20 protein-coding genes are annotated in these 22688 nt (G+C 68.6%); 7 read left to right on the forward strand and 13 right to left on the reverse strand.

What is annotated here, in order from left to right:
• The first annotated feature begins 260 nt into the window (after positions 1-260).
• From MTE01_RS14785 to MTE01_RS14805, 5 genes are all read left to right on the forward strand, one after another.
• Entirely contained in the window at positions 261-1592 is a 1332-nt protein-coding gene (locus MTE01_RS14785) for a nucleotide sugar dehydrogenase (protein ID WP_141378214.1), read from the forward strand.
• Positions 1589-2653: an NAD-dependent epimerase/dehydratase family protein gene (locus MTE01_RS14790; RefSeq protein ID WP_246078321.1), complete on the forward strand. Its 1065-nt coding sequence runs from the start codon at positions 1589-1591 to the stop codon at positions 2651-2653. The genes MTE01_RS14785 and MTE01_RS14790 overlap by 4 nt, the downstream gene beginning before the upstream one ends.
• Positions 2653-4467 carry a glutamine--fructose-6-phosphate transaminase (isomerizing) gene (gene glmS, locus MTE01_RS14795; RefSeq protein WP_141378215.1) on the forward strand — a complete coding sequence of 605 codons (1815 nt, stop codon included), beginning with the start codon at positions 2653-2655 and terminating at the stop codon, positions 4465-4467. The genes MTE01_RS14790 and glmS overlap by 1 nt, the downstream gene beginning before the upstream one ends.
• A gap of 89 nt (positions 4468-4556) precedes the next feature.
• Positions 4557-6002 (forward strand): polysaccharide deacetylase family protein, encoded by a 1446-nt coding sequence (locus MTE01_RS14800; protein ID WP_170210720.1) that lies wholly within the window; start codon positions 4557-4559, stop codon positions 6000-6002.
• A gap of 5 nt (positions 6003-6007) precedes the next feature.
• Positions 6008-6748 carry a hypothetical protein gene (locus MTE01_RS14805; protein ID WP_246078322.1) on the forward strand — a complete coding sequence of 247 codons (741 nt, stop codon included), beginning with the start codon at positions 6008-6010 and terminating at the stop codon, positions 6746-6748.
• A gap of 86 nt (positions 6749-6834) precedes the next feature.
• Here the strand turns inward: MTE01_RS14805 and MTE01_RS14810 are convergent, their stop codons facing one another.
• The 11 genes from MTE01_RS14810 to MTE01_RS14860 form a co-directional block, all read right to left on the reverse strand.
• The gene (locus tag MTE01_RS14810; protein ID WP_055955187.1) at positions 6835-7188 is read right to left on the reverse strand and encodes an RNA polymerase-binding protein RbpA; all 354 of its coding nucleotides are present in this window, start codon (positions 7186-7188) and stop codon (positions 6835-6837) included.
• A 1-nt stretch (position 7189) separates the two neighbouring features.
• Entirely contained in the window at positions 7190-7438 is a 249-nt protein-coding gene (gene secG / locus MTE01_RS14815; protein ID WP_056232190.1) for a preprotein translocase subunit SecG, read from the reverse strand.
• A gap of 112 nt (positions 7439-7550) precedes the next feature.
• Positions 7551-8339, reverse strand: a complete 789-nt coding sequence (gene tpiA, locus MTE01_RS14820; RefSeq protein ID WP_103209856.1) for a triose-phosphate isomerase — start codon at positions 8337-8339, stop codon at positions 7551-7553.
• Complete coding sequence (locus MTE01_RS14825; RefSeq protein ID WP_141378218.1) at positions 8330-9544, reverse strand: phosphoglycerate kinase; 1215 nt, start codon at positions 9542-9544, stop codon at positions 8330-8332. The genes tpiA and MTE01_RS14825 overlap by 10 nt, the downstream gene beginning before the upstream one ends.
• Positions 9545-9550: 6 nt before the next feature.
• Positions 9551-10561 (reverse strand): type I glyceraldehyde-3-phosphate dehydrogenase, encoded by a 1011-nt coding sequence (gap, locus tag MTE01_RS14830; RefSeq protein ID WP_094734144.1) that lies wholly within the window; start codon positions 10559-10561, stop codon positions 9551-9553.
• A 103-nt stretch (positions 10562-10664) separates the two neighbouring features.
• The gene (locus tag MTE01_RS14835) at positions 10665-11291 is read right to left on the reverse strand and encodes a superoxide dismutase (protein ID WP_103210019.1); all 627 of its coding nucleotides are present in this window, start codon (positions 11289-11291) and stop codon (positions 10665-10667) included.
• A 289-nt stretch (positions 11292-11580) separates the two neighbouring features.
• On the reverse strand, positions 11581-12558 hold the full coding sequence (gene whiA / locus MTE01_RS14840; protein ID WP_141378219.1) for a DNA-binding protein WhiA: 978 nt from the start codon (positions 12556-12558) through the stop codon (positions 11581-11583).
• 40 nt (positions 12559-12598) lie between these two features.
• A complete protein-coding gene (gene rapZ, locus MTE01_RS14845; protein ID WP_103209864.1) occupies positions 12599-13480 on the reverse strand; it encodes an RNase adapter RapZ in 882 nt (293 codons plus the stop codon).
• A gap of 31 nt (positions 13481-13511) precedes the next feature.
• Positions 13512-15455, reverse strand: a complete 1944-nt coding sequence (gene uvrC, locus MTE01_RS14850) for an excinuclease ABC subunit UvrC (protein ID WP_103209867.1) — start codon at positions 15453-15455, stop codon at positions 13512-13514.
• A gap of 2 nt (positions 15456-15457) precedes the next feature.
• The gene (gene uvrA, locus MTE01_RS14855) at positions 15458-18427 is read right to left on the reverse strand and encodes an excinuclease ABC subunit UvrA (RefSeq protein ID WP_174799707.1); all 2970 of its coding nucleotides are present in this window, start codon (positions 18425-18427) and stop codon (positions 15458-15460) included.
• 116 nt (positions 18428-18543) lie between these two features.
• Complete coding sequence (locus MTE01_RS14860; protein ID WP_141378220.1) at positions 18544-18972, reverse strand: MarR family winged helix-turn-helix transcriptional regulator; 429 nt, start codon at positions 18970-18972, stop codon at positions 18544-18546.
• A 36-nt stretch (positions 18973-19008) separates the two neighbouring features.
• On the opposite strand from MTE01_RS14860, the gene MTE01_RS14865 reads away from it, so the two are divergent.
• Positions 19009-19245, forward strand: coding sequence for a hypothetical protein (locus MTE01_RS14865; protein ID WP_174799708.1), 237 nt, complete (start codon positions 19009-19011; stop codon positions 19243-19245).
• 202 nt (positions 19246-19447) lie between these two features.
• Here the strand turns inward: MTE01_RS14865 and uvrB are convergent, their stop codons facing one another.
• Positions 19448-21517 carry an excinuclease ABC subunit UvrB gene (uvrB, locus tag MTE01_RS14870; protein WP_103209872.1) on the reverse strand — a complete coding sequence of 690 codons (2070 nt, stop codon included), beginning with the start codon at positions 21515-21517 and terminating at the stop codon, positions 19448-19450.
• 81 nt (positions 21518-21598) lie between these two features.
• Positions 21599-22201 carry a dephospho-CoA kinase gene (coaE, locus tag MTE01_RS14875; RefSeq protein ID WP_103209874.1) on the reverse strand — a complete coding sequence of 201 codons (603 nt, stop codon included), beginning with the start codon at positions 22199-22201 and terminating at the stop codon, positions 21599-21601.
• Positions 22202-22313: 112 nt separating this feature from the next.
• Between coaE and MTE01_RS14880 the strand changes: the two genes are divergently transcribed.
• Positions 22314-22688 (forward strand): response regulator transcription factor, encoded by a 375-nt coding sequence (locus tag MTE01_RS14880; RefSeq protein WP_103209877.1) that lies wholly within the window; start codon positions 22314-22316, stop codon positions 22686-22688.

The following is a 22688-nucleotide window of genomic DNA, read 5'->3' on the forward strand; positions in this document are numbered from 1 at the left end:
AGACCGACGCTACGCCGCGCGAGGACCCGAGCGACCGCACGCTCCCCGCATACCGCCGTGCGGTTTCCCGCACTCCGCGATGCGGTCGGCGGCAACCCGCATGATCGGGCCGGCGTCCTTGACCCCCGCCGGAGTCGCGCCGCAGTGTGAACCCGGGTCAGCGTCGACACCCGATCAGCCGCTGCTGGACCACCCGAATCGTCCGAGGGGGCGCTGCAGTTCCCCCGCCGTCCCCTCGGACCCTGCCCTGGAGGATGACCATGTCCACTCTCGATGTCCGCGCCGACGTGCTCGCCACGCCGCTGCCCCCGATCCCCGCCCCGACGCGGACGTTCGACTTCGACGTCGCGATCCTAGGGCTCGGCTACGTGGGACTCCCGACGGCACTGGCCTACCACGCCAGCGGATCCCGGGTCCTCGCCCTCGATGTCTCGCCGCGGCGCCTGCGCACCATCGCCGCGCGGGGCGCCGACCTCATCGAATCCGACCGGGAACGCCTGGAGGCGGCCCTGCACGCACCATCCGGGTTCCGCCTCACCAGCGACACCGCCGAGCTGAGCCGCGCCGCTGCGGTCGTCGTGTGCGTGCCCACCCCCGTCGATCACCAGCAGGTCCCGGACCTGACCGCACTCCGGGCGGCGTGCGCCACCGTCGTCGCCGCCGCCCGGCCCGGGCAGCTCGTCATGCTCACCTCGACGACATACGTGGGATGCACCCACGACCTCGTCGAGGAACCCCTGCGCGAGCGCGGGATGCAGATCGGCCGCGACGTGTTCGTGGCTTTCAGCGCCGAGCGCATCGACCCCGGCAACGTGGGCTTCGCCCAAGAGGTCGTCCCCCGCGTCGTCGGCGGTGCCACCGCTCAGTGCGAGGAAGAGGGCGCGCGGCTCCTCGCACGTTACGCCGCCCGTGTGCACCGGGTGTCGAGCCTGGCCACGGCCGAGATGACCAAGCTGCTCGAGAACACGTTCCGCGCAGTCAACATCGCCTTGGCCAACGAGTTCGCCGACATCTGCGGCGCGCTCGACGTGCCGGTCACCGAGGTCATCGAGGCGGCCAGCACGAAGCCCTACGGCTTCATGGCGTTCTACCCCGGCCCGGGGGTCGGGGGTCACTGCATCCCGTGCGACCCGCACTACCTGCTGTGGCAGCTGAAGGCCCTCCACGTCGACGCCGGGGTGATCACCGAGGCGATGACCCGGATCGCCGCCCGGCCCCTCCGCGTGGTCGACCGCATCCGCGACGTGCTCGGTCGCGCGGGAAAGGGAACTCTCGGCGCCCGCGTGCTCGTCGTCGGCGTCACCTACAAGCCCGACGTCGCCGATCTGCGGGAATCCCCCGCCCTCGAGATCATCGATCTCCTCATCGACGCCGGCGCAGAGGTACAGTACGTCGACACGCATGCGCCGCACATCCAGCTGGATTCCGGGCGCGAACGCGATTCGCTCACCAATCCGGGGGCCTTCCACCCCGACGTCGTCCTCGTCCACACGCGCCACCACGACAGCGACCTCGACTGGCTCGACGGCGAGTCCGTGGTCGTCGACGGCACGTACCGCAGCACCGACATCGCCGGGCGGGTGCTGCTGTGAGCGGCGTTCCGATCTACCCGGGAGCCGCGAGCGCCCCCACGCGCACGCTGGTCACCGGCGGTGCCGGCTTCGTCGGCAGCCACCTCGTGGAGCACCTGCTGAACCTCGGCGACGAGGTGGTCGTTCTCGACGACCTCTCGACCGGCTCCGCGCGCAACCTCGCGGGCGTCGCCGGCAACCCGCGCCTCGAGATGATCCACGGCTCGATCCTCAACACCAAGACGGTGGGCTCGGCGATGCAAGGCTGCGACCGCGTCTTCCACTTGGCCGCGGCCGTCGGGGTGAAGCTCATCGTCGAACAGCCCCTGCGGGGCCTGCGCATCAACATCCACGGCACCGAGAACGTGCTGACCGCGGCCATCGAGCACCAGGCGTCGGTGTTGATGGTGTCCACGAGCGAGGTGTACGGCAAGAACACCGCCGACCGCCTGCGCGAGGACTCCGACCGCGTGCTCGGCGACCCCCTCCTCTCGCGGTGGACCTACGCCGGCGCGAAGGGCATCGACGAGGCGTTCGCCAAGGCGTACTGCGACCAGGAGGGTCTCGACGTCTCGATCGTGCGCCTGTTCAACACCGTCGGACCCCGCCAGACCGGCCGTTACGGCATGGTGCTGCCCAACCTGGTGGGGCAGGCTCTGCGCGGCCAGCCGCTCACGGTCTTCGGCGACGGGGAGCAGACCCGCTGTTTCTCGGCGGTCGAAGACGTGGTCCCCGCGATGGTGCTCATCGAACGCGACCCACGGGCTCGCGGCCAGGCCTACAACCTGGGCGGTGCGCGCGAGATCTCGATCCGCGATCTCGCGAGCGAGATCATCCGCACCCTCGACAGCCGTAGTACGGTCGAGCTCGTCCCCTACGAGCAGGCCTACGCCCCGGGGTTCGAGGACATGCGTCGCCGCGTGCCCGACAACACCAAGGCGCACGACCTCGTGGGCTACGAGCCGCACACCTCGCTGACCTCGACCATCATGCGCGTCGCCGCGGATCTGCTCTCGCGCGAACGCTACGGCTCCGACACCATGCCGCTCGCCGGCGCGGGCTCCTTCCGCGGGGTCCTCTGATGTGCGGCATCACCGCGTACCGCGGGACCTCGGCCGCCGCCTCGCGCGCTCGGTGCGCCCTCGAGCGCCTCGAGTACCGGGGCTACGACTCCGCCGGCATCGCCGCCCGCAATCTCGACGGGACGACCCTGCACGTGCGGACCCTCGACGGCGTGGCATCCCTCACCGACGCTGTGCGTTCGGACGAGTCGGGGATGGATGCCACGACCGCGGCGATCGGCCACACCCGCTGGGCCACCCACGGTGAGGTGAACGAACGCAACGCCCACCCGCTCGAGGACTGCAGCGGACGGCTCTTCGTGGTGCACAACGGCATCATCGAGAACGCCGACGTGCTGCGAGCGGGCCTCGTCGCCGACGGACACCGGTTCGCCACCGAGGTCGACACCGAGGTCATCGTGCACCTGCTCGAGAAGGCGCTTCGCCCGGGGACGGGTCTCGGCGACGCCCTCGCCGACGCCGCCACGCGCCTCGCGGGGTCGTGGGCGATCGTCGCCCTCGACGCGCGCTCGGGGACCCTCGCGGCCACCGCGCACGGCTCGCCCCTCATCTTCGCCGAGGGCGAGGAGGGCGTGTACTTCGCCAGCGACGTGGGCGCGGTGACGCCGGTGGTCGAGACGTTCCGCGTGCTCGAGGACGACGACATCGTCGAGGTCGACGCCGAGGGCATGCGCTGGCACCGCCCCGGCGGCAGCTGTCGTCCGCGCGGCCTCTGGCCCGTGCCCCAGACGGCCTTCCTCGCCAGCACGGGACGCCACCGCGACCACATGGGCAACGAGATCGACGAGCAGCCGGCCGTGGCCCGACGCGTGCTCGACGTGTTCACCCCCGGCATCGCCGACGGACGGCTCTGGGGCGGGGCGGGCCTACCCCCGCTCGACGAGATCGACCGTGTGACGATCCTCGGGTGCGGCACGTCCCTGCACGCCGGTCGGGCCGTGGCCGGGGTCTTCTCCCGCCTGGGCGGGCTGCCCACGCGCACCCTCGTCGCCAGCGAGGCGGCGCACGAGGTCTGGGAGCCGCGCACCCTGGTGATCGCCCTCAGCCAGTCCGGCGAGACCGCCGACGTCCTGCGCGCGCTGGACGGCCTCCCCGAGCGGGATCGGACGCTGCTGGCCCTGACCAATAATCCCTCATCGACGCTCGCCCGGCGGGCCGACGCCGTGCTCGACTGCCTCGCCGGACCGGAAATCGGGGTGGCCGCGACGAAGACCTTCATCGCACAGGTGCTCACGGGCGCGTGCCTCGCACTCTCGGGCCTGTCGGCGTCGGCGCGGGCCGACGGGCTGGCGATCGACGGCGACCTGCGCGCCCTCGCCGCGACCCCCGATGCGCTCGCCGCCGCCCTCGACGCGTGGCGCGGCCGCGCCGCAGAGCTCGCGACGGAGTTCGTCACCTCCCCCGGCTTCCTCTTCCTCGGCCGCGGTTCCGGTCTCGTCTACGCGGCCGAGGGCGCGCTGAAGCTGAAAGAACTGTCGTACCGCTGGACCGAGCACCAGCCGGCCGGAGAACTCAAGCACGGTCCCCTCGCCCTGGTGGATGCCGGCACCCCTGTGTTCGTCGTCGACAACGGCGACCCGCGGCTCGAGGTCGACGTGGCCGAGATCCACGCACGTGGCGGCCGGGTGCTGCGCGTGGGCGAGCGCGTGCTCACCGTCGGCGGCCTGCCGCTGCACCTGCCGCGTACCGGCCCCTCGTGGGGACCGCTCGAAACTGTCGTCCCGTTGCAGATGTTCGCGCGCGAACTCGCTCTGCGTCTGCGTCGCGACGTCGACAAGCCCCGCAATCTCGCCAAGTCGGTGACCGTCGCATGACCGGCCTCGCTGTCACCGGCGCCTCCGGGCGCGGTTCCGACACCTCCCGGGTCCGCCGACGGACCCTCCCCATCCGAAAGGACGCCCCCATGATCCACCGACACGTCGCCCCCGGGCGTCGGCGAGGCCGAGCCCTGGCGGTCCTCGTCGCCGTCGCCGTGGGCGCGAGCGGGCTCATCGCCTCCGCTCCCGCGGCCCCGGCGCAGGCCGCGACCACGACGATCGTCAGCCTTACCTTCGACGACGCCAATTCCGATCAACTGAACGCCCTCCCCGCGCTCCAGGCGAACGGGATGAAGGGGACGTTCTACATCAACTCCGGATTCATCGGCGCCGCGGGGCACATGACGCGGTCCGATCTGACCACCCTGAAGAACGCGGGGCACGAGATCGGCGGGCACACCGTCAACCATCCCGATCTCGCGCAGGTGAGCGTCGACGAGGCCACCCGGCAGATCTGCACCGACCGGAAGAGCCTCACCTCCTGGGGTTTCACGGTGCGCAGCTTCGCCTATCCCTTCGCCTCGAGCACGGCAGCCGTCGAGAAGGCGGTCGCCACGTGCGGGTACAACAGCGGACGCCTCCTGGGAGACATCCGCAGTCGCTTCGGCTGCCCGGACTGCGCCTACGCGGAGTCCACGCGTCCCGCCGCGAAGTACGCACTGAAGGCCCTCGACCAGGTCGACGCGACCTGGACGCTCGACGACCTGAAGGCCGGGGTCACCAACGCCGAGAAGAACGGCGGAGGGTGGGTCCCGTACACCTTCCATGACATCTGCGACAACGCCTGCAGCGATCTGGCGGTGACCACCTCGCTGTTCACCCAGTTCACGTCGTGGTTGAAGACGCGCCAGTCGGCCGGCACCGTGGTCAAGACCGTCGGTGACGTCATCGGCGGGGCTGCCAAGCCCGTGGTCGACGGCCCCTCCGTGCCCGCGGTGACGGGGTCGACCAACGGCATCGTCAATCCGAGCATGGAGACCGGCGCCCCCGACTGCTGGATGAGGGGCGGGTACGGCAACAACTCCCCCGTCTTCAGCACGGGGTCTCCCGCGCACACCGGCAATATCGCCAGCGGCATCGTGATGTCGAACGACGTCGACGGAGACGCCAAGCTCCTCCCGCAGTTCGATCTCGGTCAGTGCTCCCCCACTGTGACGCCCGGAAAGACGTACACGTTGCGGGAGTGGTACCAAGCGAGCGGGGTGACGCAGTTCGCCGTGTACCTCCGATCCACGAGCGGCTCGTGGTCGTACTGGACCTCCAGCCCCTGGTTCGCTTCGGCGACGGACTGGACGCAGGCCGATTGGACGACCTCGGCGATCCCGGCCGGCTACACGGGCATCAGCTTCGCGCTGACGATCTTCGGCAACGGCACCCTCCGCACCGACGATCTGCAGCTCTACGACAGCGCCGGCGCTCCGTCCCTGGCCCCGGCCACCGTGACAGCCCCCTCGTTCGCGCCGATGACCGCGACTCCTCCACAGGGTCCGGTGGAGAAGGTCCACCCCACCGAGAGCGACGTCACCGGATGACGCGGATGCCACGGCCGGCGGCGGCGATCACCCTCGTGGTGGTCGCCGCCGCCGGCCTGTCGGCGTGCGCCCCGCCCGCGGTTCCGCGCCCCGACACCGGCTACCCCTGGCACACCGACATCGTCGCGACGACGTTCTGGATCGGAGAGGTGTTCGATCCGAACACCTCCGACGGCAGCCAACGTCTCTCGACCTACGACTCCGACTGGCTGGGCTCCTACGGCGGATGCGACGGGATCGACGACGGAGCCGAGTGCCGAACGGAGGAGCGCACCGCCGAGACGGGGTACTTCCCCACCGCCATGACGCCCCGGGAGAACCCCTTCTACCTGGACCTCCCCTTCGACGACGTCAACGACGCCGAGGGCTTCGCCACCCGCGGCGAGGTCGTTCCGTGGGCGAAGGACCCCGCGTACTCCTCCCTCGTCGACGATCCCTCGTCGAGCCTCATGAAGAACCGCTGGGTCGTCCTGCACAAGGGCGGACGCGTCTGTTATGGGCAGATCGAGGACGCCGGCCCCGGCGAGTACCGCGACGCCGCGTACGTCTTCGGCTCCGACGACCGCCGCCCCGCCAACTCCCGATACAACGGCGCGGGACTCGACGTGTCGCCCGCTCTGAACGGCTGCCTGGGCTTCGCCGATCTCAACGGCGACGACGACCGCGTCGACTGGGCCTTCGTCGACGACGCCGACGTCCCACCCGGGCCCTGGACCCGTCTCGTCACCGACTCGCCCGTCCGCTGACGCCCGTCCACCGCCCGCGGCGCACACAGCGCAGAGGGCCGGATGCCATGGCATCCGGCCCTCTGCGAAAAGTCGTCGACGCGGGCTTACTGCCCGCGGCGCTCGCGCAACTGCTGCAGGGCGTCGTCGAGGAGCGAAGCGGCTTCTTCGTCGCTGCGGCGCTCCTTCACGTACGCGAGGTGGGTCTTGTACGGTTCCGCTTTGGCCAGGGCCGGCGGGTTCGCCTTGTCACGTCCGGCCGGAAGGCCGGAGTGCGGGGAATCGATCGTCTCGGGGATCTCGTCGTCGGGGATACCCGCCGCGAAGTAGCGCACGGTCTCGTTGCCGAGTGCGTCCCAATACGACACGGCGACACGATCGGCGTGGAAGCCGTGGTCCTGCTCGCCCATGGGGCCCGCGCCGACGCGCGAACCACGGATGGCGTTGCCTCCGGTCGCCATGTCAGATCTCCGCGAACTTGGTCAGCAGACCGAGACCGACGATGGTGACGAACCACACCAGCGCGAGCACGATCGTGAAACGGTTGAGGTTGCGCTCGGCGAGACCAGACGACCCGAGGGCGGAGCTCATTCCGCCGCCGAACATGTCGGACAGACCGCCACCGCGTCCCTTGTGAAGCAGGATGAGCAGGGTCAGCAGGAGGCTGGTGATACCCAGAAGCACCTGCAGGACGAACTCGAGAATCTGCACAGTCCAAAGCCTTTCGTAGCGATCAGGTCGACCGCACAAGCGTCAAGTATACGGGGAGGCGTCCCGGACGCACGGATGCCCGCGGCGAAGCGCCGCGGGCATCTCGTCGGCGTCAGACGCCGACGTGCTTCTGGAAGCGGACGATAGCCGCGAACTCGTCGACGACGAGGCTCGCGCCACCCACCAGGGCGCCGTCCACATCGGGCTCGCGCATGAAGCCAGCAATGTTGCCCGACTTCACCGAACCGCCGTAGAGAACGCGCGTGCGAGCAGCCGCATCGGCACCGAGCTTGTCGGCGACGACCGCGCGGAGCTTGGCACAGACCTCCTGGGCCTGGTCGGGCGTTGCCGCCTGACCCGAGCCGATGGCCCACACAGGCTCGTAGGCGACGACGATGTCGGCATCCGCCGCAACGCCCTCGAGGGCGACCTCGAGCTGACCGACGGGAACGGCGCTGGCGCCGAACTTCTCGAGGTCCTCCGAGGTCTCGCCGACGCAGATGACCGGCGCGAGACCGTGGCGTAGTGCCGCCTGGGTCTTCGCTGCGACGACCTCGTCGGTCTCGTTGTGGAACTGACGACGCTCCGAGTGCCCGATGATGACGTACTTCGCGTCGAGCTTGGCCAGGAACTGACCGGAGATCTCGCCGGTGTACGCACCCGAATCATGGGCCGACAGGTCCTGACCGCCGAGGGCGAAATCGATCTTGTCGGCGTCGAGCAGCGTCTGCACGGTGCGCAGATCGGTGAACGGCGGGAAGACCGCGACCTCGACGCTTCCGGCCTCGTGCTTTGCTTCCTTCAGCGTCCAGTGCAGCTTCTGGACGAACGCGACCGCCTGCAGGTGGTCGAGGTTCATCTTCCAGTTGCCGGCGATGAGTGGGGTTCTGTTCACTGCCATCCGAGGACCTCCAGTCCGGGAAGCTTCTTGCCTTCGAGGAATTCCAGGCTCGCGCCGCCACCCGTGGAGATGTGGCCGAAGGCGTCGTCCGCGAAACCGAGCTGACGCACGGCCGCGGCGGAGTCACCGCCGCCGACGACGCTGAGGCCGTCGACCTCGGTGAGCGCCTGGGCGACGGTCTTGGTGCCGGCCTCGAACGCCTTCATCTCGAACACACCCATGGGGCCGTTCCAGAAGACCGTGCGCGAGCCGCGGATGGCGTCTGCGAAGATCTCCGCGGTACGGGGACCGATGTCGAGACCGAGCCCCGAAGCGCCGAAAGGGGTCTCCTCGAGCGCATCGGCGTCCGCGACCACGTGTTCGGCATCGGCCGAGAACGACGCCGCGACGACCGCGTCGACGGGGAGGACGATTTCGACCCCGCGCTCCTTCGCCGTGGCGAGGTAGCCCTTCACGGTGTCGATCTGGTCCTTCTCGAGCAGGCTCGAGCCGACCTGGTGGCCCTCGGCGACGAGGAAGGTGAACATCATGCCGCCGCCGACGAGCAGCCTGTCGACGCGAGGGAGCAGGTGCTCGATGACACCGAGCTTGTCGCTGACTTTCGAGCCGCCGAGCACGACCGTGTAGGGGCGCTCCGGGTTCTCCGTCAGACGGTCGAGGACCTCGAGTTCCTTCTGGATGAGAAGGCCCGCGACGGACGGCACGATCTGGGCGAGGTCGTAGACGCTCGCCTGCTTGCGGTGCACCACGCCGAACCCGTCCGACACGAGGGCGTCGCCCAGGCCGGCGAGTTCCCGCGCGAATGCCTGACGCTCGGACTCGTCCTTGGAGGTCTCCCCCGCGTTGAAGCGGAGGTTCTCGATGACGGCGACCTCACCGTTCTCCAGCGAGGAGACGGCATCGTGAGCGGACTCGCCCACCGTGTCGCGGGCGAACGCGACCGGCTGGCCGAGCAGCTCGGACAGGCGCTGCGCGACCGGCTCGAGCGAGTACTTCGGATCGGGCGCCCCCTCGGGGCGGCCCAGGTGCGAGCACACGACCACACGCGCGCCGGCGTTGATCAGTGCGTTGAGGGTCGGCAGCGACGCGCGCACGCGGCCATCGTCCGTGATGATCCCGTCCTTGAGAGGAACGTTGAGATCACAACGGACGATGACGCGCGTGCCGGCCAGCGACCCCAGCGAATCGAGGGTGCGCAGAGCCATGAAGGGTTACAGGCGCTCGGCGACGTACTCGGTCAGGTCGACGAGACGGTTGGAGTAGCCCCACTCGTTGTCGTACCACGACGAGACCTTGACGAGGTTGCCGCTGACGTTGGTCAGCTCCGCGTCGAAGATCGAGGAGTGCGGGTTGCCCTGGATGTCGCTCGAGACGATCGGGTCTTCGGTGTACTGCAGGATGCCGTTGAGGCGACCCTCGGCAGCGGCCTTCTTGTAGACCTCGTTGACCTGGTCGACGGTCAGACCCTCGGTGGGCGTGACGATCGTGAGGTCGACGATCGAGCCGGTGGGAACCGGAACGCGGTACGACGAGCCGCTGAGCTTGCCGTTCAGCTCGGGCAGCACCAGGCCGATGGCCTTGGCGGCACCGGTCGAGGCGGGGACGATGTTGATCGCCGCGCCGCGCGCGCGACGAAGGTCGCTGTGCGGGCCGTCCTGCAGGTTCTGGTCGGCCGTGTAGGCGTGGGCGGTCATCATGAAACCACGCTCGATACCGAAGGCCTCGTTGAACACCTGGGCGAGGGGCGCCAGGCAGTTCGTGGTGCACGACGCGTTCGAGATGATGACGTCGGTCTCGGGGTTGTAGGTCTCTTCGTTGACGCCCATGACGATGGTCGCGTCGTCGCCTGTGGCGGGAGCCGAGATGAGAACCTTCTTGGCGCCGCCGGTGATGTGCTTCTTGGCGTCTTCGGCCTTGGTGAAGCGGCCGGTGGACTCGATGACGATGTCGACGCCGAGCTCACCCCAGGGGAGGTTGGCCGGGTCGCGCTCTTCGAAGACCTTGATGGTCTTGTCGCCGACCGTGATGGAGTCTGCGGTGTACGAGACGTCCTCGGTCAGCACGCCGCCGACGGAGTCGTACTTGAGGAGGTGCGCCAGCGACTTGTTGTCGGTGAGGTCGTTCACCGCCACGATTTCGAGGTCGGCACCCTGCGCGAGAGCCGCACGAAGGTAGTTGCGTCCGATACGGCCGAAGCCGTTGATTCCGATCTTGACGGTCACGGAATATCTCCTGAATCAGTTGTGCGCGAGAAGCGCGTGATTGCGATGTTCGCTGGCGGACAACGGCGTCCCGGCGGGGTGTCCCGCCGGGACGCCACACCGTTTACGACAGTACCAGCAGACCCGAGGTCTTCTCCCGGGCGGCCGCGAAGCGCTTCTGAGCGTCGTCCCAGTTGGCGATGTTCCAGAAGGCCTTCACGTAGTCCGCGCGGACGTTCTTGTAGTCGAGGTAGTAGGCGTGCTCCCAGACGTCGAGCAGGAGGATCGGAACGGTCCCCGCGACGATCTGTCCCTGCTGATCGAAGAACTGCTGGATGACGAGGTTCTCACCGATCGAGTCCCAGAACAGACCCGCCCAGCCCGAGCCCTGCACACCGAGCGCCGCAGCGGTGAACTGTGCGCGGAACGCGTCGAACGAACCGAACTGGTCGTCGATCGCGGACTCGAGGTCGCCGGTGGGCTTGTCCCCCCCGTTGGGCGACAGGTTCGTCCAGAAGATGGAGTGGTTCGTGTGGCCGCCGAGGTTGAACGCGAGGTCCTTCTGCAAGCGGTTGATGTTGGCGAAATCGCCCTTCTCGCGCGCTTCGGCGAGGAGGTCGAGAGTGGTGTTGGCGCCGTTGACGTAGGTCTGGTGGTGCTTGCTGTGGTGCAGCTCCATGATGGTCGCACTGATGTGCGGCTCCAGCGCAGAGTAGTCGTAGGGCAGTTCGGGCAGCGTGTACTTCGCCATGATCTCAACTTCCGAATCGGGCGCCGCCGAGACCTCTGCGTCGTAACGACGTGCCGAGGAACCGAGCAGCGAGGGTGACGATTTCATCCTACTGAGGGGTAACCACGGCGCACCGGGGTTGCTTCCCCCGATGACGCACATTAGACGCCCGGGCGCGTCGGGGAGACGGAGCTCGGGTCGTGAGAAGTCTCGAGATCGGCGACCACTCGGGATGCCAGGGCTCCCGGCATCCGGGACACTCAGGTCGAAGCCGGTCGGCGTCCGCGGGCCTCGCCGGCCCTTGCCGCGCTCAGTCCTCGGCGCCCACCGGCACGGCGGCTTCGGTACCGGGGATGCCGTCGACCTCGGCCTTCTTGTCGGCCATCGCGAGTAGGCGACGGATGCGGCCGGCGACGGCGTCCTTGGTGAGGGGCGGGTCGGCGTGGTGTCCGAGCTCGTCGAGGCTCGCGTCGCGGTGGGCGAGGCGAAGTTCGCCCGCCTGCTGGAGGTGCGCGGGCACCTCGTCGCCGAGGATCTCGAGCGCGCGCTCGACACGGGCGCACGCGGCGACGGCCGCCTGCGCCGAGCGGCGGAGGTTGGCGTCGTCGAAGTTGACGAGCCGATTGACGCCGGCGCGCACCTCGCGACGCTGGCGCATCTGATCCCACTCCCCCGCGGTGCGGCGGGCGCCCATCTCGTACAGTGCTCCGCGGATCGCCTCGCCGTCGCGCACGACGACGCGCGGGACCCCGCGCACCTCGCGGGCCTTGGCGGGGATTCCGATCCGGTGGCCGGCCCCGACGAGAGCCATGGCCGCCTCCGAGGAGGGGCACGAGATCTCGAGCGCCGCCGAGCGACCCGGGTCGCTGAGCGAACCCGCGGCCAGGAACGCCCCGCGCCAGATGGCGCTGAGGTCGGGACGCGAACCGGTGGTGAGCTTGTTGGGCAGGCCGCGGACGGGGCGGCGGCGCTGATCGAGCAGCCCGGTCTGACGGGCGAGGGTCTCGCCGGCCTCGATCACGCGCACGGCGTAGAGACCGCCCGCTCGCCCTCCGGAGCCCTGCACGTGGTGCAGCTCGGGGCGCACGCCGTAGAGCTCCATGAGGTCACGTGCCACACGACGCGCCAGGATGTCGGAGTCGAGCTCGGCCTCCACCGCAACGCGGTTGGCGATGGAGTGCAGACCACCGGAGAAGCGCAGGAGGGCCGTCAGTTCGGCGACGCGCGCGGTCGGGCGCGGGTCGCGAACGGTGATGAGTTCGGCCTTCACGTCGGCGGTCAGCGGCACGGTTCTCCTCGGGTGGGGGCGGCGGGGACGACGGTACAGCCTACTCGCGACCGAGGTCGCGGTGAGCCACGCGGACGGCCACCCCGGGCACATCGGACAGACGTGCAGCCAACTCACGGGCCATCACGACGGAGCGGTGCTTGCCGCCCGTGCAGCCCACTGCCACGACGGAATGCCGCTTGTTCTCGCGCTGATACCCCTCCATCACGGGGCGCAGCGCCGTCGCGTACGCGTCGAGGAACTCCGACGCGCCCTCCTGCGCCAGCACGTATTCCCGCACGCGAGGATCCTCGCCGGTGAGGGCGCGCAGCTCGTCATTCCAGAACGGGTTCGGCAGGAATCGCATGTCCGCGACGAGGTCGACGTCGGGCGGGAGGCCGTACTTGAAGCCGAAGCTCATGAGCGTGACGGTGTGCCGCGCGGCACCCTCTTCGCCGAAGAGAGAGACCGTCCGCAGGGACAGCTGGTGGACGTTCAACGCCGAGGTGTCGATCACCACGTCGGCCGCCTCGCGCACGGGCGCGAGACGCTCCCGCTCGCGACGGATCCCGTCGAGGATCGTTCCGTCGTCCTGCAGGGGATGCGGTCGGCGCACGGCCTCGAAGCGTCTCACGAGCACTGCGTCACTGGCATCCAGGAACACCACCCGTAGCTGCCGGTTCGCCTGCAGGGTTCGCATCGCCTCGGGCAGGTCGCCGAAGAGCGATCGGCCGCGCACGTCGACGACAACCGCCACCCGTGGAACCGCACCCCCGGCGAGCTCGGTGAGCTCGAGCAGAGGGCGCAGCATGCGGGGCGGGAGGTTGTCGACGACGTACCAATCGAGGTCCTCGAGGGCGTTGGCGACCGTGGATCGCCCGGCACCCGACATGCCCGTGACGATGAGCACCTCTCCTGGCTCGTCATCGCGTGCCGGTTCCATGGGCGATCGCCTCCCGTCGTGTGGTCCCAGCCTACCGAGCCAGATGCGTGTGGATGGCCTCGGCCAGCGTCGGGCCGATGCCGGGGAGGGCCGTGATCTCGTCGGGCGTGGCGTTCTTGAGCGCTGATACCGAGCCGAAGTGCCGCAGGAGCGCCTTGATACGGGCGTCTCCGAGACCCGGCACCTCTGCCAGCACACTCGTGATGTCGCGCTTGCGGCGCTTGCGTTGGTGGACGATCGCGAATCGGTGGGCCTCGTCGCGCAGGCGCTGCAGCAGATACAGCGCCTCGGACGTGCGGGGAAGGATGACCGGATACTCCTCCCCCGGCAGCCAGACCTCTTCGAGGCGCTTGGCGATGCCGCACAGCGCGATCTCTTCGTGACCCGCGTCGGCGAGAGCACGCGCCGCCGCCGCGACCTGCGGCTGACCACCGTCGACCACGAGCAGTTGCGGGCGGTAGGCGAAGCGAGGGCGCTTTCGCGCGGTCACAACCTCGCCGTCCGCGGTCGCCTCTTCGGAGTCGGGGTCGGCCACGATCGCGCCGTCGACCGTCTCGGGCTCGATCTCGTCGGGACGATCGAGGTAGGCGAGTCGCCGGCTGAGCACCTGGTACATCGAGTCGGTGTCGTCCGTCGTCTCGGCGACCCCGAAGGAACGGTACTGGTCCTTGCGAGGAAGACCGTCTTCGAAGACCACCATGGATGCCACGACGTTGGTGCCCGAGAGGTGCGAGATGTCGAAGCACTCGATGCGGAGCGGCGCCTCGGTCATTCCGAGCGCCTCTTGAAGGTCGGTGAGGGCCTGCGACCGCGCGACGTAGTCGCTGGTGCGGCGGGTCTTGTGAAGCATCAGGGCCTGCTGCGCGTTGAGCGTCGCGGTCTTCAGCAGGTCGGCCTTCCGGCCGCGCTGGGCGACCTGCAGGGTCACCGGGCGGCCGCGGCGTTCGCGCAGCCAATCCTCGAGCTGTTCGGCGTCGTCGGGAAGCTCGGGGACGAGCACCTGCCGCGGGATGTCGCTCGCGTCGGCATCGCCGTAGGTGCGCTGGAGCACCTGATCGACGAGGTCGGCGCCGGAGATGTCGATCTCTTTCTCGATGGTCGTCGCCCGCACGCCGCGCACACGCCCACCCCGGACGACGAAGTGCTGGACGGTGGCGGCGAGTTCGTCCTCCGCGATTCCGAAGAGATCGGCATCCGTGTCCGAAGCGAGCACCAACGCGCTCTTGCCGAGCACCGCGTCGATGGCCTGCAGGCGGTCTCGGTAGTGGGCCGCCGACTCGTAATCCATCGCGGCGGACGCCTCTTTCATGCGGGCGGTGAGCTCGCGCGTGAAGCGCTGGTCACCGCCGGACATGAAGGCGATGAAATCGTTCACGACGGCACGGTGCTCCTCGATCGTCACCTTCATCGAGCACGGCCCGCCGCACCGGCCGATCTGGCCCGGGAAGCAGGGCCGACCGGATGCCATCGCCTTCTTGTACGAGGAATCGCTGCACGTGCGGATCGGGAAGACCTTGATCATCAGGTCGATCGTGTCGTGCACCGCCCACACCTTCGGGTACGGCCCGAAGTATTTGGCTCCTCGGATCTTGGGGTTGCGCGTGACGATGACGCGCGGGGCCTCGTCGGCGAGGGTGATCGCCATGTACGGATACGACTTGTCGTCGCGGTAGCGGACGTTGAAGGGCGGATCGAACTCCTTGATCCACATGAACTCCAACTGCAGGGAGTCGATGTCGCTCGGAACGACCGTCCATTCGACGCTCGCCGCCGTCGTCACCATGCGCCGCGTGCGCTCGTGCAGGGAATGAAGCGGAGCGAAATAGTTCGACAGGCGGGCGCGGAGGTTCTTGGCTTTGCCGACGTACAGCACGCGCCCCTCGGCATCCCGGAACCGGTAGACCCCCGGGTTTGTGGGGATCTCGCCGGCTTTGGGACGATACGAGAGGTGCGATACCCGTTCTCGTGGTGCCACGCTCAGCCCGCCGCGCTCACGAGCTCTCGCTCGGCGTCGCCGCTCTCGACCGCAGCGATGTTGCGCTGCGCGCCGGTCCGGCCGGTCTCGAGAAGCTCCGCCAGGAAAGAGCCGGTGTGGCTGCCCTCGACCTTCGCGACCTGCTCGGGCGTTCCGGTGGCCACGATCGTGCCGCCGCCGGCGCCACCTTCGGGCCCGAGGTCGATGACCCAGTCGGAGCTCTTGATGACGTCGAGGTTGTGCTCGATCACGATGACGGTGTTGCCCTTGTCGACGAGACCGTTCAGCACCTTGAGCAGCAGCGAGACATCCTCGAAGTGCAGACCCGTGGTGGGCTCGTCGAGAACATAGATCGAACGGCCGTTGCTGCGGCGCTGCAGCTCGGTAGCGAGCTTGACGCGCTGCGCCTCGCCCCCCGACAGCGTCGTCGCCGACTGACCCAGGCGTACGTACCCGAGACCGACGTCGACGAGGGTCTTGAGGTATCGGTGGATCGCCTGGATGGGCTCGAAGAACTCCGCGGCCTCCGAGATCGGCATCTCGAGCACCTCGGCGATGTTCTTGCCCTTGTAGTGCACCGAGAGCGTGTCGCGGTTGTAGCGCTTGCCGTGGCACACCTCGCAGTCGACGTACACGTCGGGAAGGAAGTTCATCTCGATCTTCAGCGTGCCGTCACCCGAGCACGCCTCGCAGCGCCCGCCCTTGACGTTGAAGCTGAACCGACCGGCCTGGTAGCCGCGCACCTTCGCCTCGGGGGTCTCGGCGAAGAGGCTGCGGATGCGATCGAACACTCCGGTGTAGGTCGCCGGGTTCGAGCGCGGAGTGCGGCCGATCGGGGCCTGGTCGACGTGCACGACCTTGTCGAGGTTGTCGAGACCGGTCACGCGCGTGTGCTTACCGGGCACGCGTCGCGCCCCGTTCAGCTTGGACGCGAGGACTTCGTACAGGATGCCGTTCACCAGCGTCGACTTGCCAGAACCGCTGACGCCGGTCACCGCCGTCAGGACGCCCAGCGGGAAGTCGGCCGTGACGTTCTGCAGGTTGTTCTCGCGCGCGCCGACGACCGTGACCTGACGTTTCTTGTCGATCTTGCGACGCTTCTTCGGTGCCTCGATCGAGCGGCGGCCGGAGAGATAGGCGCCCGTGAGCGAGTTCTCGTCGGTCAGCAGGCCGGAGAGGGGGCCGGAGTGCACGACGTTGCCTCCATCGACGCCGGCGCGGGGTCCGATGTCGACGACCCAATCGGCCGCGTGGATCGTCTCTTCGTCGTGCTCCACGACGATGAGGGTGTTGCCGAGGTCGCGCAGCGTCTCGAGCGTCTGGATGAGGCGGCGGTTGTCGCGCTGGTGCAGGCCGATCGAGGGCTCGTCGAGCACATAGAGCACGCCGGTCAGGCCCGAGCCGATCTGCGTCGCGAGGCGGATGCGCTGCGCCTCGCCGCCCGACAGGGTGCCGGCCGCGCGGCCGAGGCTCAGGTAGTTCAGACCCACCTGCAGCAGGAAGTCGAGTCGCGCGCGGATCTCGCGCAGCACGGCCGCGGCGATTGTCGCCTCGCGGTCGGTGAGCGTCAGCTGCGAGAAGAATTCGCGGGCGTCGGCGAGGCTCATGCGCGAGGCCGCCGCGATCGACGTGCCGTCGACGAGCACCGCGAGCACCTCGGGCTTCAGACGGTCACCGTCGCAGACCGCACACGGAACCTCGCGGAGATACTCCGACCACCGCTGGCGCTGAGTGTCGGACTCTGCCTGGAGGTACTGCCGCTCGATGTAGGGCACGACGCCCTCGAACCCCGACGAGTACCGCATCTCGCGGCCGTAGCGGTTCTTCCACTTGACGGTGACCTTGTAGTTCTCACCGCGGAGCACCGCCTGCTGCACATCGTGAGAGAGGTCCTTCCACGGGGTGTCGAGCGAGAACTCCAGGTCGCGCGCGAGGCCCTCGAGAAGGCGCTCGTAGTACTGGAAGAGCCCCTTGCCCTGGGTCGTCCAGGGCAGGATCGCGCCGTCGCGGATCGAGAGCTCTTCGTCTCCGAGCATGAGGTCGACGTCGACGGACATGCGAGTACCCAGGCCCGAGCAGACCGGGCACGCACCGAAGGGCGCGTTGAACGAGAAGGTGCGCGGTTCGATCTCGGTGAGCTGCAGAGGGTGCCCGTTCGGGCACGCCAGCTTCTCGGAGAAGGACTGCCAGGCGTCGTCGCCTTCTTCGTCGACGTAGTTGACCTGCATGATGCCGCCGGCGAGCCCCATCGCCGTCTCGACGGAGTCGGTCACTCGACTGAGGTTGTCTCCGGATGCCACGAGTCGGTCGACCACGACCGCGATGTCGTGCTTATAGCTCTTCTTCAGTGTCGGCGGCTCCGCCAGCTGCACGAGCTCGCCGTCGACGACCGCGCGAGCGTAGCCCTTGGCACTGAGCTCTTTGAAGAGGTCGACGAACTCCCCCTTCTTCTGGGTGACCACGGGAGCGACGATCTGGTAGCGCGTCCGCTCGGGGAGCTCCATGAGCTGGTCGGCGATCTGCTGGACCGTCTGTCGCTGAATGCGCGCACCGCAGTCGGGGCAATGGGGTACGCCGACGCGCGCCCAGAGCAAACGCATGTAATCGTGGATCTCGGTGATCGTCCCCACCGTCGAGCGGGGATTGCGGTTGGTCGACTTCTGGTCGATCGAGACCGCGGGGCTCAGCCCCTCGATGAAGTCGACGTCGGGTCGGTCGACCTGCCCGAGGAACTGACGCGCGTAGGCACTGAGCGACTCGACGTAACGGCGCTGACCCTCGGCGAAGATGGTGTCGAACGCGAGGCTCGACTTTCCCGAGCCCGACAGACCGGTGAAGACGACGAGCGAATCGCGCGGGATGTCGAGGTCGACGTTCTTCAAGTTGTGGACGCGCGCACCCCGGACACTCAGCTTTCCGCTGATACCGGAATTCGCGGACGGCGAGGGCTGGGCGACAGGAACGATGGGCACGTGTTAAGTCTAGGTCGGACCTCCGACATCGGCCCCGGGTTCGCCCCGGCCGCACGGATGTGCGAGAGTGCGGCACCGCATCTCGGCCCGTCGCGACCGGAGACCGGCGAGGCGATTCAGACGTTCGATTGTCCCGCGAAGGGAGCGAGCCCGTCTCGCAGGGCCTTGAGCGCGTCCTCGTCGACGCCGACCCGCGCCATGATCTTCCCCGGCACCTCGAGCGCCGCCGTGCGCAGCGCCCACCCCTCGTCGGTGAGGTCGATGTCGAGCACGCGCTCGTCGTCGACCCGGCGCGCGCGCCGCACCCTCCCCTGCGCCTCGAGACGCTTCACCAGAGGTGACAGCGTGGCGGGCTCCATTGCGAGTTCGGCCGCCAGGGCGCCGAGCGAACGCGGGGCCTCCTCCCACAGCGCCAGCATCACCAGATACTGCGGATGGGTCAGACCGAGGGGCTCGAGCACCGGTCGATAAATCGACACGACGTTGCGCGCTGCCGTGACCAGGGCGAAACAGACCTGGTTCTCGAGCTTCAGCGGGTCGTCCACACGCCATCTCCTCAATTAGTTAGTACACTAATAATCATGACACGAAAGGATGCCGATCGCCCGCCGCTGCGCGAGCGTGTCCGCGACGCCGGCGGCTGGTACCAGTACCTCAATACGCGTCTCATCCGCGTCGCCGGCCCCGCGTCCGTCGGCCCGTACGAGACCACCCCCGAACCCACCCGGACGGGGCGCCCCTGCCCGCTCTGCGGTCGCGCGATGGCCGAGCACTCCGTCGATCGCTCCGGCCCGAAGCCACTGCTGCACTGCCCCTGAGTGCCCACGCAGATTCCCCCGGCACTGCCGGTTACGACGAATCCCGCAACGAGGGCGTAGCGCCATGGTCCGGCCGTCGGCGACCCGTCTCGAGCCCGCTTGCGCCGTCCTGGGTGCCCAAACTCGAGGTCCCGCGTCAGTCCACGCGGGCGAGCATCGGACGCATTGTCGGACGAAGGCCTCAGGGGCGCGCCTCGCGGTCTCAGGCGTGACCGGCGCGCTCCATGGCGCGCAGCTCTTTCTTCATCTCCTGAACCTCGTCGCGAAGGCGTCCGGCGAGCTCGAACTTCAGCTCGGCCGCGGCCGCGAGCATCTGTTGCGTCAGGTCGGCGATCGTGGATTCGAGCTGATCCGCGCCCTCCGCAGCGATGCCGGTGCGCCGTAGCGACGGGGTCGGCGACTTGCCCTTGCCGGACTTGTCCGTGCGTGACAGCAGATTCTTCGTGTCGGACGCCTCGCGATTGAGGACCTCGGTGATGTCGGCGATCTTCTTCCGCAGCGGCTGCGGGTCGATCCCGTGCGCGGTGTTGTACGCGATCTGCTTCTCGCGACGACGCTCGGTCTCTTCGATCGCCTTGCTCATCGAGTCGGTCATCTTGTCGGCGTACATGTGCACCTGACCGGAGACGTTTCGGGCGGCGCGACCAATGGTCTGAATGAGCGAAGTCCCGCTGCGCAGGAACCCCTCTTTGTCGGCGTCGAGAATCGCCACCAGGGACACTTCGGGGAGGTCGAGACCTTCGCGAAGAAGGTTGATGCCGACGAGGACGTCGTACACACCGGCGCGCAATTCGGTCAGCAACTCGACGCGGCGCAGCGTGTCGACGTCGGAGTGGAGGTAGCGCACACGCACCCCGTGTTCCCCGAGGAAGTCGGTGAGTTCTTCCGCCATCTTCTTGGTGAGCGTCGTGACCAGCACGCGCTCGTCGCGCTCCACCCGCACGCGGATCTCTTCGAGGAGGTCGTCGATCTGCCCCTTGGACGGCTTCACGATGATCTCGGGATCGACGAGACCGGTCGGGCGGATGATCTGCTCGACCACGCCGTCGGCGATGCCCATCTCGTAGCGACCCGGCGTCGCCGACAGGTACACCGTCTGACCGACGCGCTCCTTGAACTCGTCCCAGCGCAGCGGGCGGTTGTCCATGGCGCTCGGCAGACGGAAGCCATGCTCGACGAGGGTGCGCTTGCGCGACGCGTCGCCCTCGTACATGGCGCCGATCTGCGGCACCGTGACGTGCGACTCGTCGATGACGAGCAGGAAGTCGTCGGGGAAGAAGTCGAGGAGGGTGTGCGGCGGATCTCCCGGCATGCGGCCGTCCATGTGCCGCGAGTAGTTCTCGATGCCCGAACAGAAACCGAGCTGTTGCAGCATCTCGAGGTCGAAGGTCGTGCGCATTCGTAGGCGCTGAGCCTCCAGGAGCTTGCCCTGCGACTCGAACTCTTTGAGGCGTTCCTCCAGCTCGTGCTCGATCGTGCCGATCGCGCGCTGCACGGTCTCGGTGCCGGCGACATAGTGCGACGCCGGGAAGATCGGAACGGAGTCCATCTTCTCGATCACGTCGCCGGTGAGCGGGTGCAGAAGATACAGGGCCTCGATCTCGTCGCCGAACATCTCGATGCGGATGGCGTACTCCTCGTACACCGGGATGATCTCGATCGTGTCGCCGCGCACGCGGAAATTCCCGCGTGAGAAATCGACGTCGTTGCGGTTGTACTGCATGGAGATGAACTTGCGGATGAGGGCGTCGCGGTCGTAGCGCTCCCCCACCTGCAGGGCGACCATGGCTCGCAGATACTCCTCGGGCGCGCCGAGGCCGTAGATGCACGAGACCGTCGAGACGACGACGACATCTCGGCGAGAGAGAAGGGAGTTGGTCGTCGAGTGGCGCAGTCGCTCGACCTCGGCATTGATCGAGCTGTCCTTCTCGATGAAGGTGTCCGTCTGCGGAACGTAGGCCTCGGGCTGGTAGTAGTCGTAGTACGAGACGAAGTACTCGACCGCGTTGTTCGGCATGAGCTCTCGGAACTCGTTCGCCAGCTGCGCCGCGAGCGTCTTGTTGTGCGCGAGGACGAGGGTCGGCCGCTGCACCTGCTCGACGAGCCAGGCCGTCGTCGCCGACTTACCGGTACCGGTGGCGCCCAGCAGAACGACGTCGGTCTCGCCCGCGTTGATGCGGCCCGCGAGCTCGGCGATCGCCTGTGGCTGATCGCCGGAGGGGGTGTATTCGCTGATGACCTCGAAGGGACGGACGGAGCGCGTGGCCTGCATACGACCAGCGTAGGCGGGGCCTCCGACATCGGGGCCGGGTTGCGTTCGCCGTGCGCGAGCGCACGGCTCGCCGGCACGGGGTCAGGCGGCTCGCATCACTCGTTCCCAGAGCTCGTCCACCTGCCGACGCGTGGATTCCATGTCGGCGGATGTGTCGATGACGACGTCTGCCAGAGCGATCCGCTCCTCGTCGCTCGCCTGCGAGCCGATGCGGGCGCGGGCGTCGGCCTCCGTCAGCCCACGCGTGTCGATGAGCCGTCGCACGCGAAGATCCGCGGGACAGTGCGCGACGACCACGAGATCCCACGACTCGCCGCCGCGCGCCTCGGCGAGGAGGGGCACGTCGTACACGACGACAGCGGCCGGGTCCGCCGCGAAGGCCGAAGAGAACCGGCGCTGCGACTCGCTGCGCACGGCCGGGTGCACCAACGCGTTCAGCCGCGCGAGCCGGTCGGGGTGCCCGAACACGAGGGCGCCCAGAGCGGGCCGATCGAGAGAACCGTCGGGCCGCAGCACCGCGGTTCCGAATTCCGCCGCGATATCCGCGAGCACCGGCGACCCGGGAGCCTGCACCTCTCGCACGATGGCGTCCGCGTCGACGACGACGGCTCCACGGTCGGCGAGCAGGGCGGCGATGGTGGACTTGCCGGAGGCGATCCCACCCGTCAACGCGAGAAGAGGCACCCGACGAGGATGCCACATCCGCACGTCCTCCCACCGGGGAGGCGTTTCGCCGCCCCGTCGTCTAGCATTCCCCCAGGCCGCTCGCCCGATCCGGCCCGACGAAGGCCCCACCATGACCGCACCCCCCACCACGGTGGTGATCGAGGACGATCTCGACATCCGCCTCCTCGTGACGGCGGTGCTCGAGGGCGCCGGCTACGTGGTCCACGCGGCCGCCAGCGGCCTCGACGGGGTCGAGCTCGTCCGTCTCCATGCCCCGATCGTCACCACGCTCGACGTCAGCATGCCCGGGATCGACGGATTCGAGACCGCCCGACGCATTCGCGCCTTCAGCGACACCCGCATCCTCATGGTGAGTGCGAGAGCCGACGAAGCCGAACAGCGCGCGGGACGCGAGGCCGGCGCCGACGACTATCTCACCAAGCCCTTCCGCCCCCGCGAGCTTCGCCAGCGGGTTACCGATCTCGCTCGGTCCGTGCGCGGCTGA

The sequence above is a fragment of the Microbacterium testaceum genome (assembly GCF_006539145.1).
Classification (GTDB): Bacteria; Actinomycetota; Actinomycetes; order Actinomycetales; family Microbacteriaceae; genus Microbacterium; species Microbacterium testaceum.

Bases quoted from the DNA above. Each gene is read 5' to 3' on its own strand.
- MTE01_RS14810 (WP_055955187.1), bottom strand. From the start codon at position 7,188: ATGGCGACCGGAGGCAACGCCATCCGTGGTTCGCGCGTCGGCGCGGGC.
- MTE01_RS14785 (WP_141378214.1), top strand. From the start codon at position 261: ATGTCCACTCTCGATGTCCGCGCCGACGTGCTCGCCACGCCGCTGCCC.
- uvrB (WP_103209872.1), bottom strand. From the start codon at position 21,517: ATGCAGGCCACGCGCTCCGTCCGTCCCTTCGAGGTCATCAGCGAATAC.
- MTE01_RS14835 (WP_103210019.1), bottom strand. From the start codon at position 11,291: ATGGCGAAGTACACGCTGCCCGAACTGCCCTACGACTACTCTGCGCTG.
- rapZ (WP_103209864.1), bottom strand. From the start codon at position 13,480: ATGGAACCGGCACGCGATGACGAGCCAGGAGAGGTGCTCATCGTCACG.
- MTE01_RS14865 (WP_174799708.1), top strand. From the start codon at position 19,009: ATGACACGAAAGGATGCCGATCGCCCGCCGCTGCGCGAGCGTGTCCGC.
- MTE01_RS14880 (WP_103209877.1), top strand. From the start codon at position 22,314: ATGACCGCACCCCCCACCACGGTGGTGATCGAGGACGATCTCGACATC.
- MTE01_RS14800 (WP_170210720.1), top strand. From the start codon at position 4,557: ATGATCCACCGACACGTCGCCCCCGGGCGTCGGCGAGGCCGAGCCCTG.
- MTE01_RS14805 (WP_246078322.1), top strand. From the start codon at position 6,008: ATGCCACGGCCGGCGGCGGCGATCACCCTCGTGGTGGTCGCCGCCGCC.
- glmS (WP_141378215.1), top strand. From the start codon at position 2,653: ATGTGCGGCATCACCGCGTACCGCGGGACCTCGGCCGCCGCCTCGCGC.
- MTE01_RS14825 (WP_141378218.1), bottom strand. From the start codon at position 9,544: ATGGCTCTGCGCACCCTCGATTCGCTGGGGTCGCTGGCCGGCACGCGC.
- tpiA (WP_103209856.1), bottom strand. From the start codon at position 8,339: ATGGCAGTGAACAGAACCCCACTCATCGCCGGCAACTGGAAGATGAAC.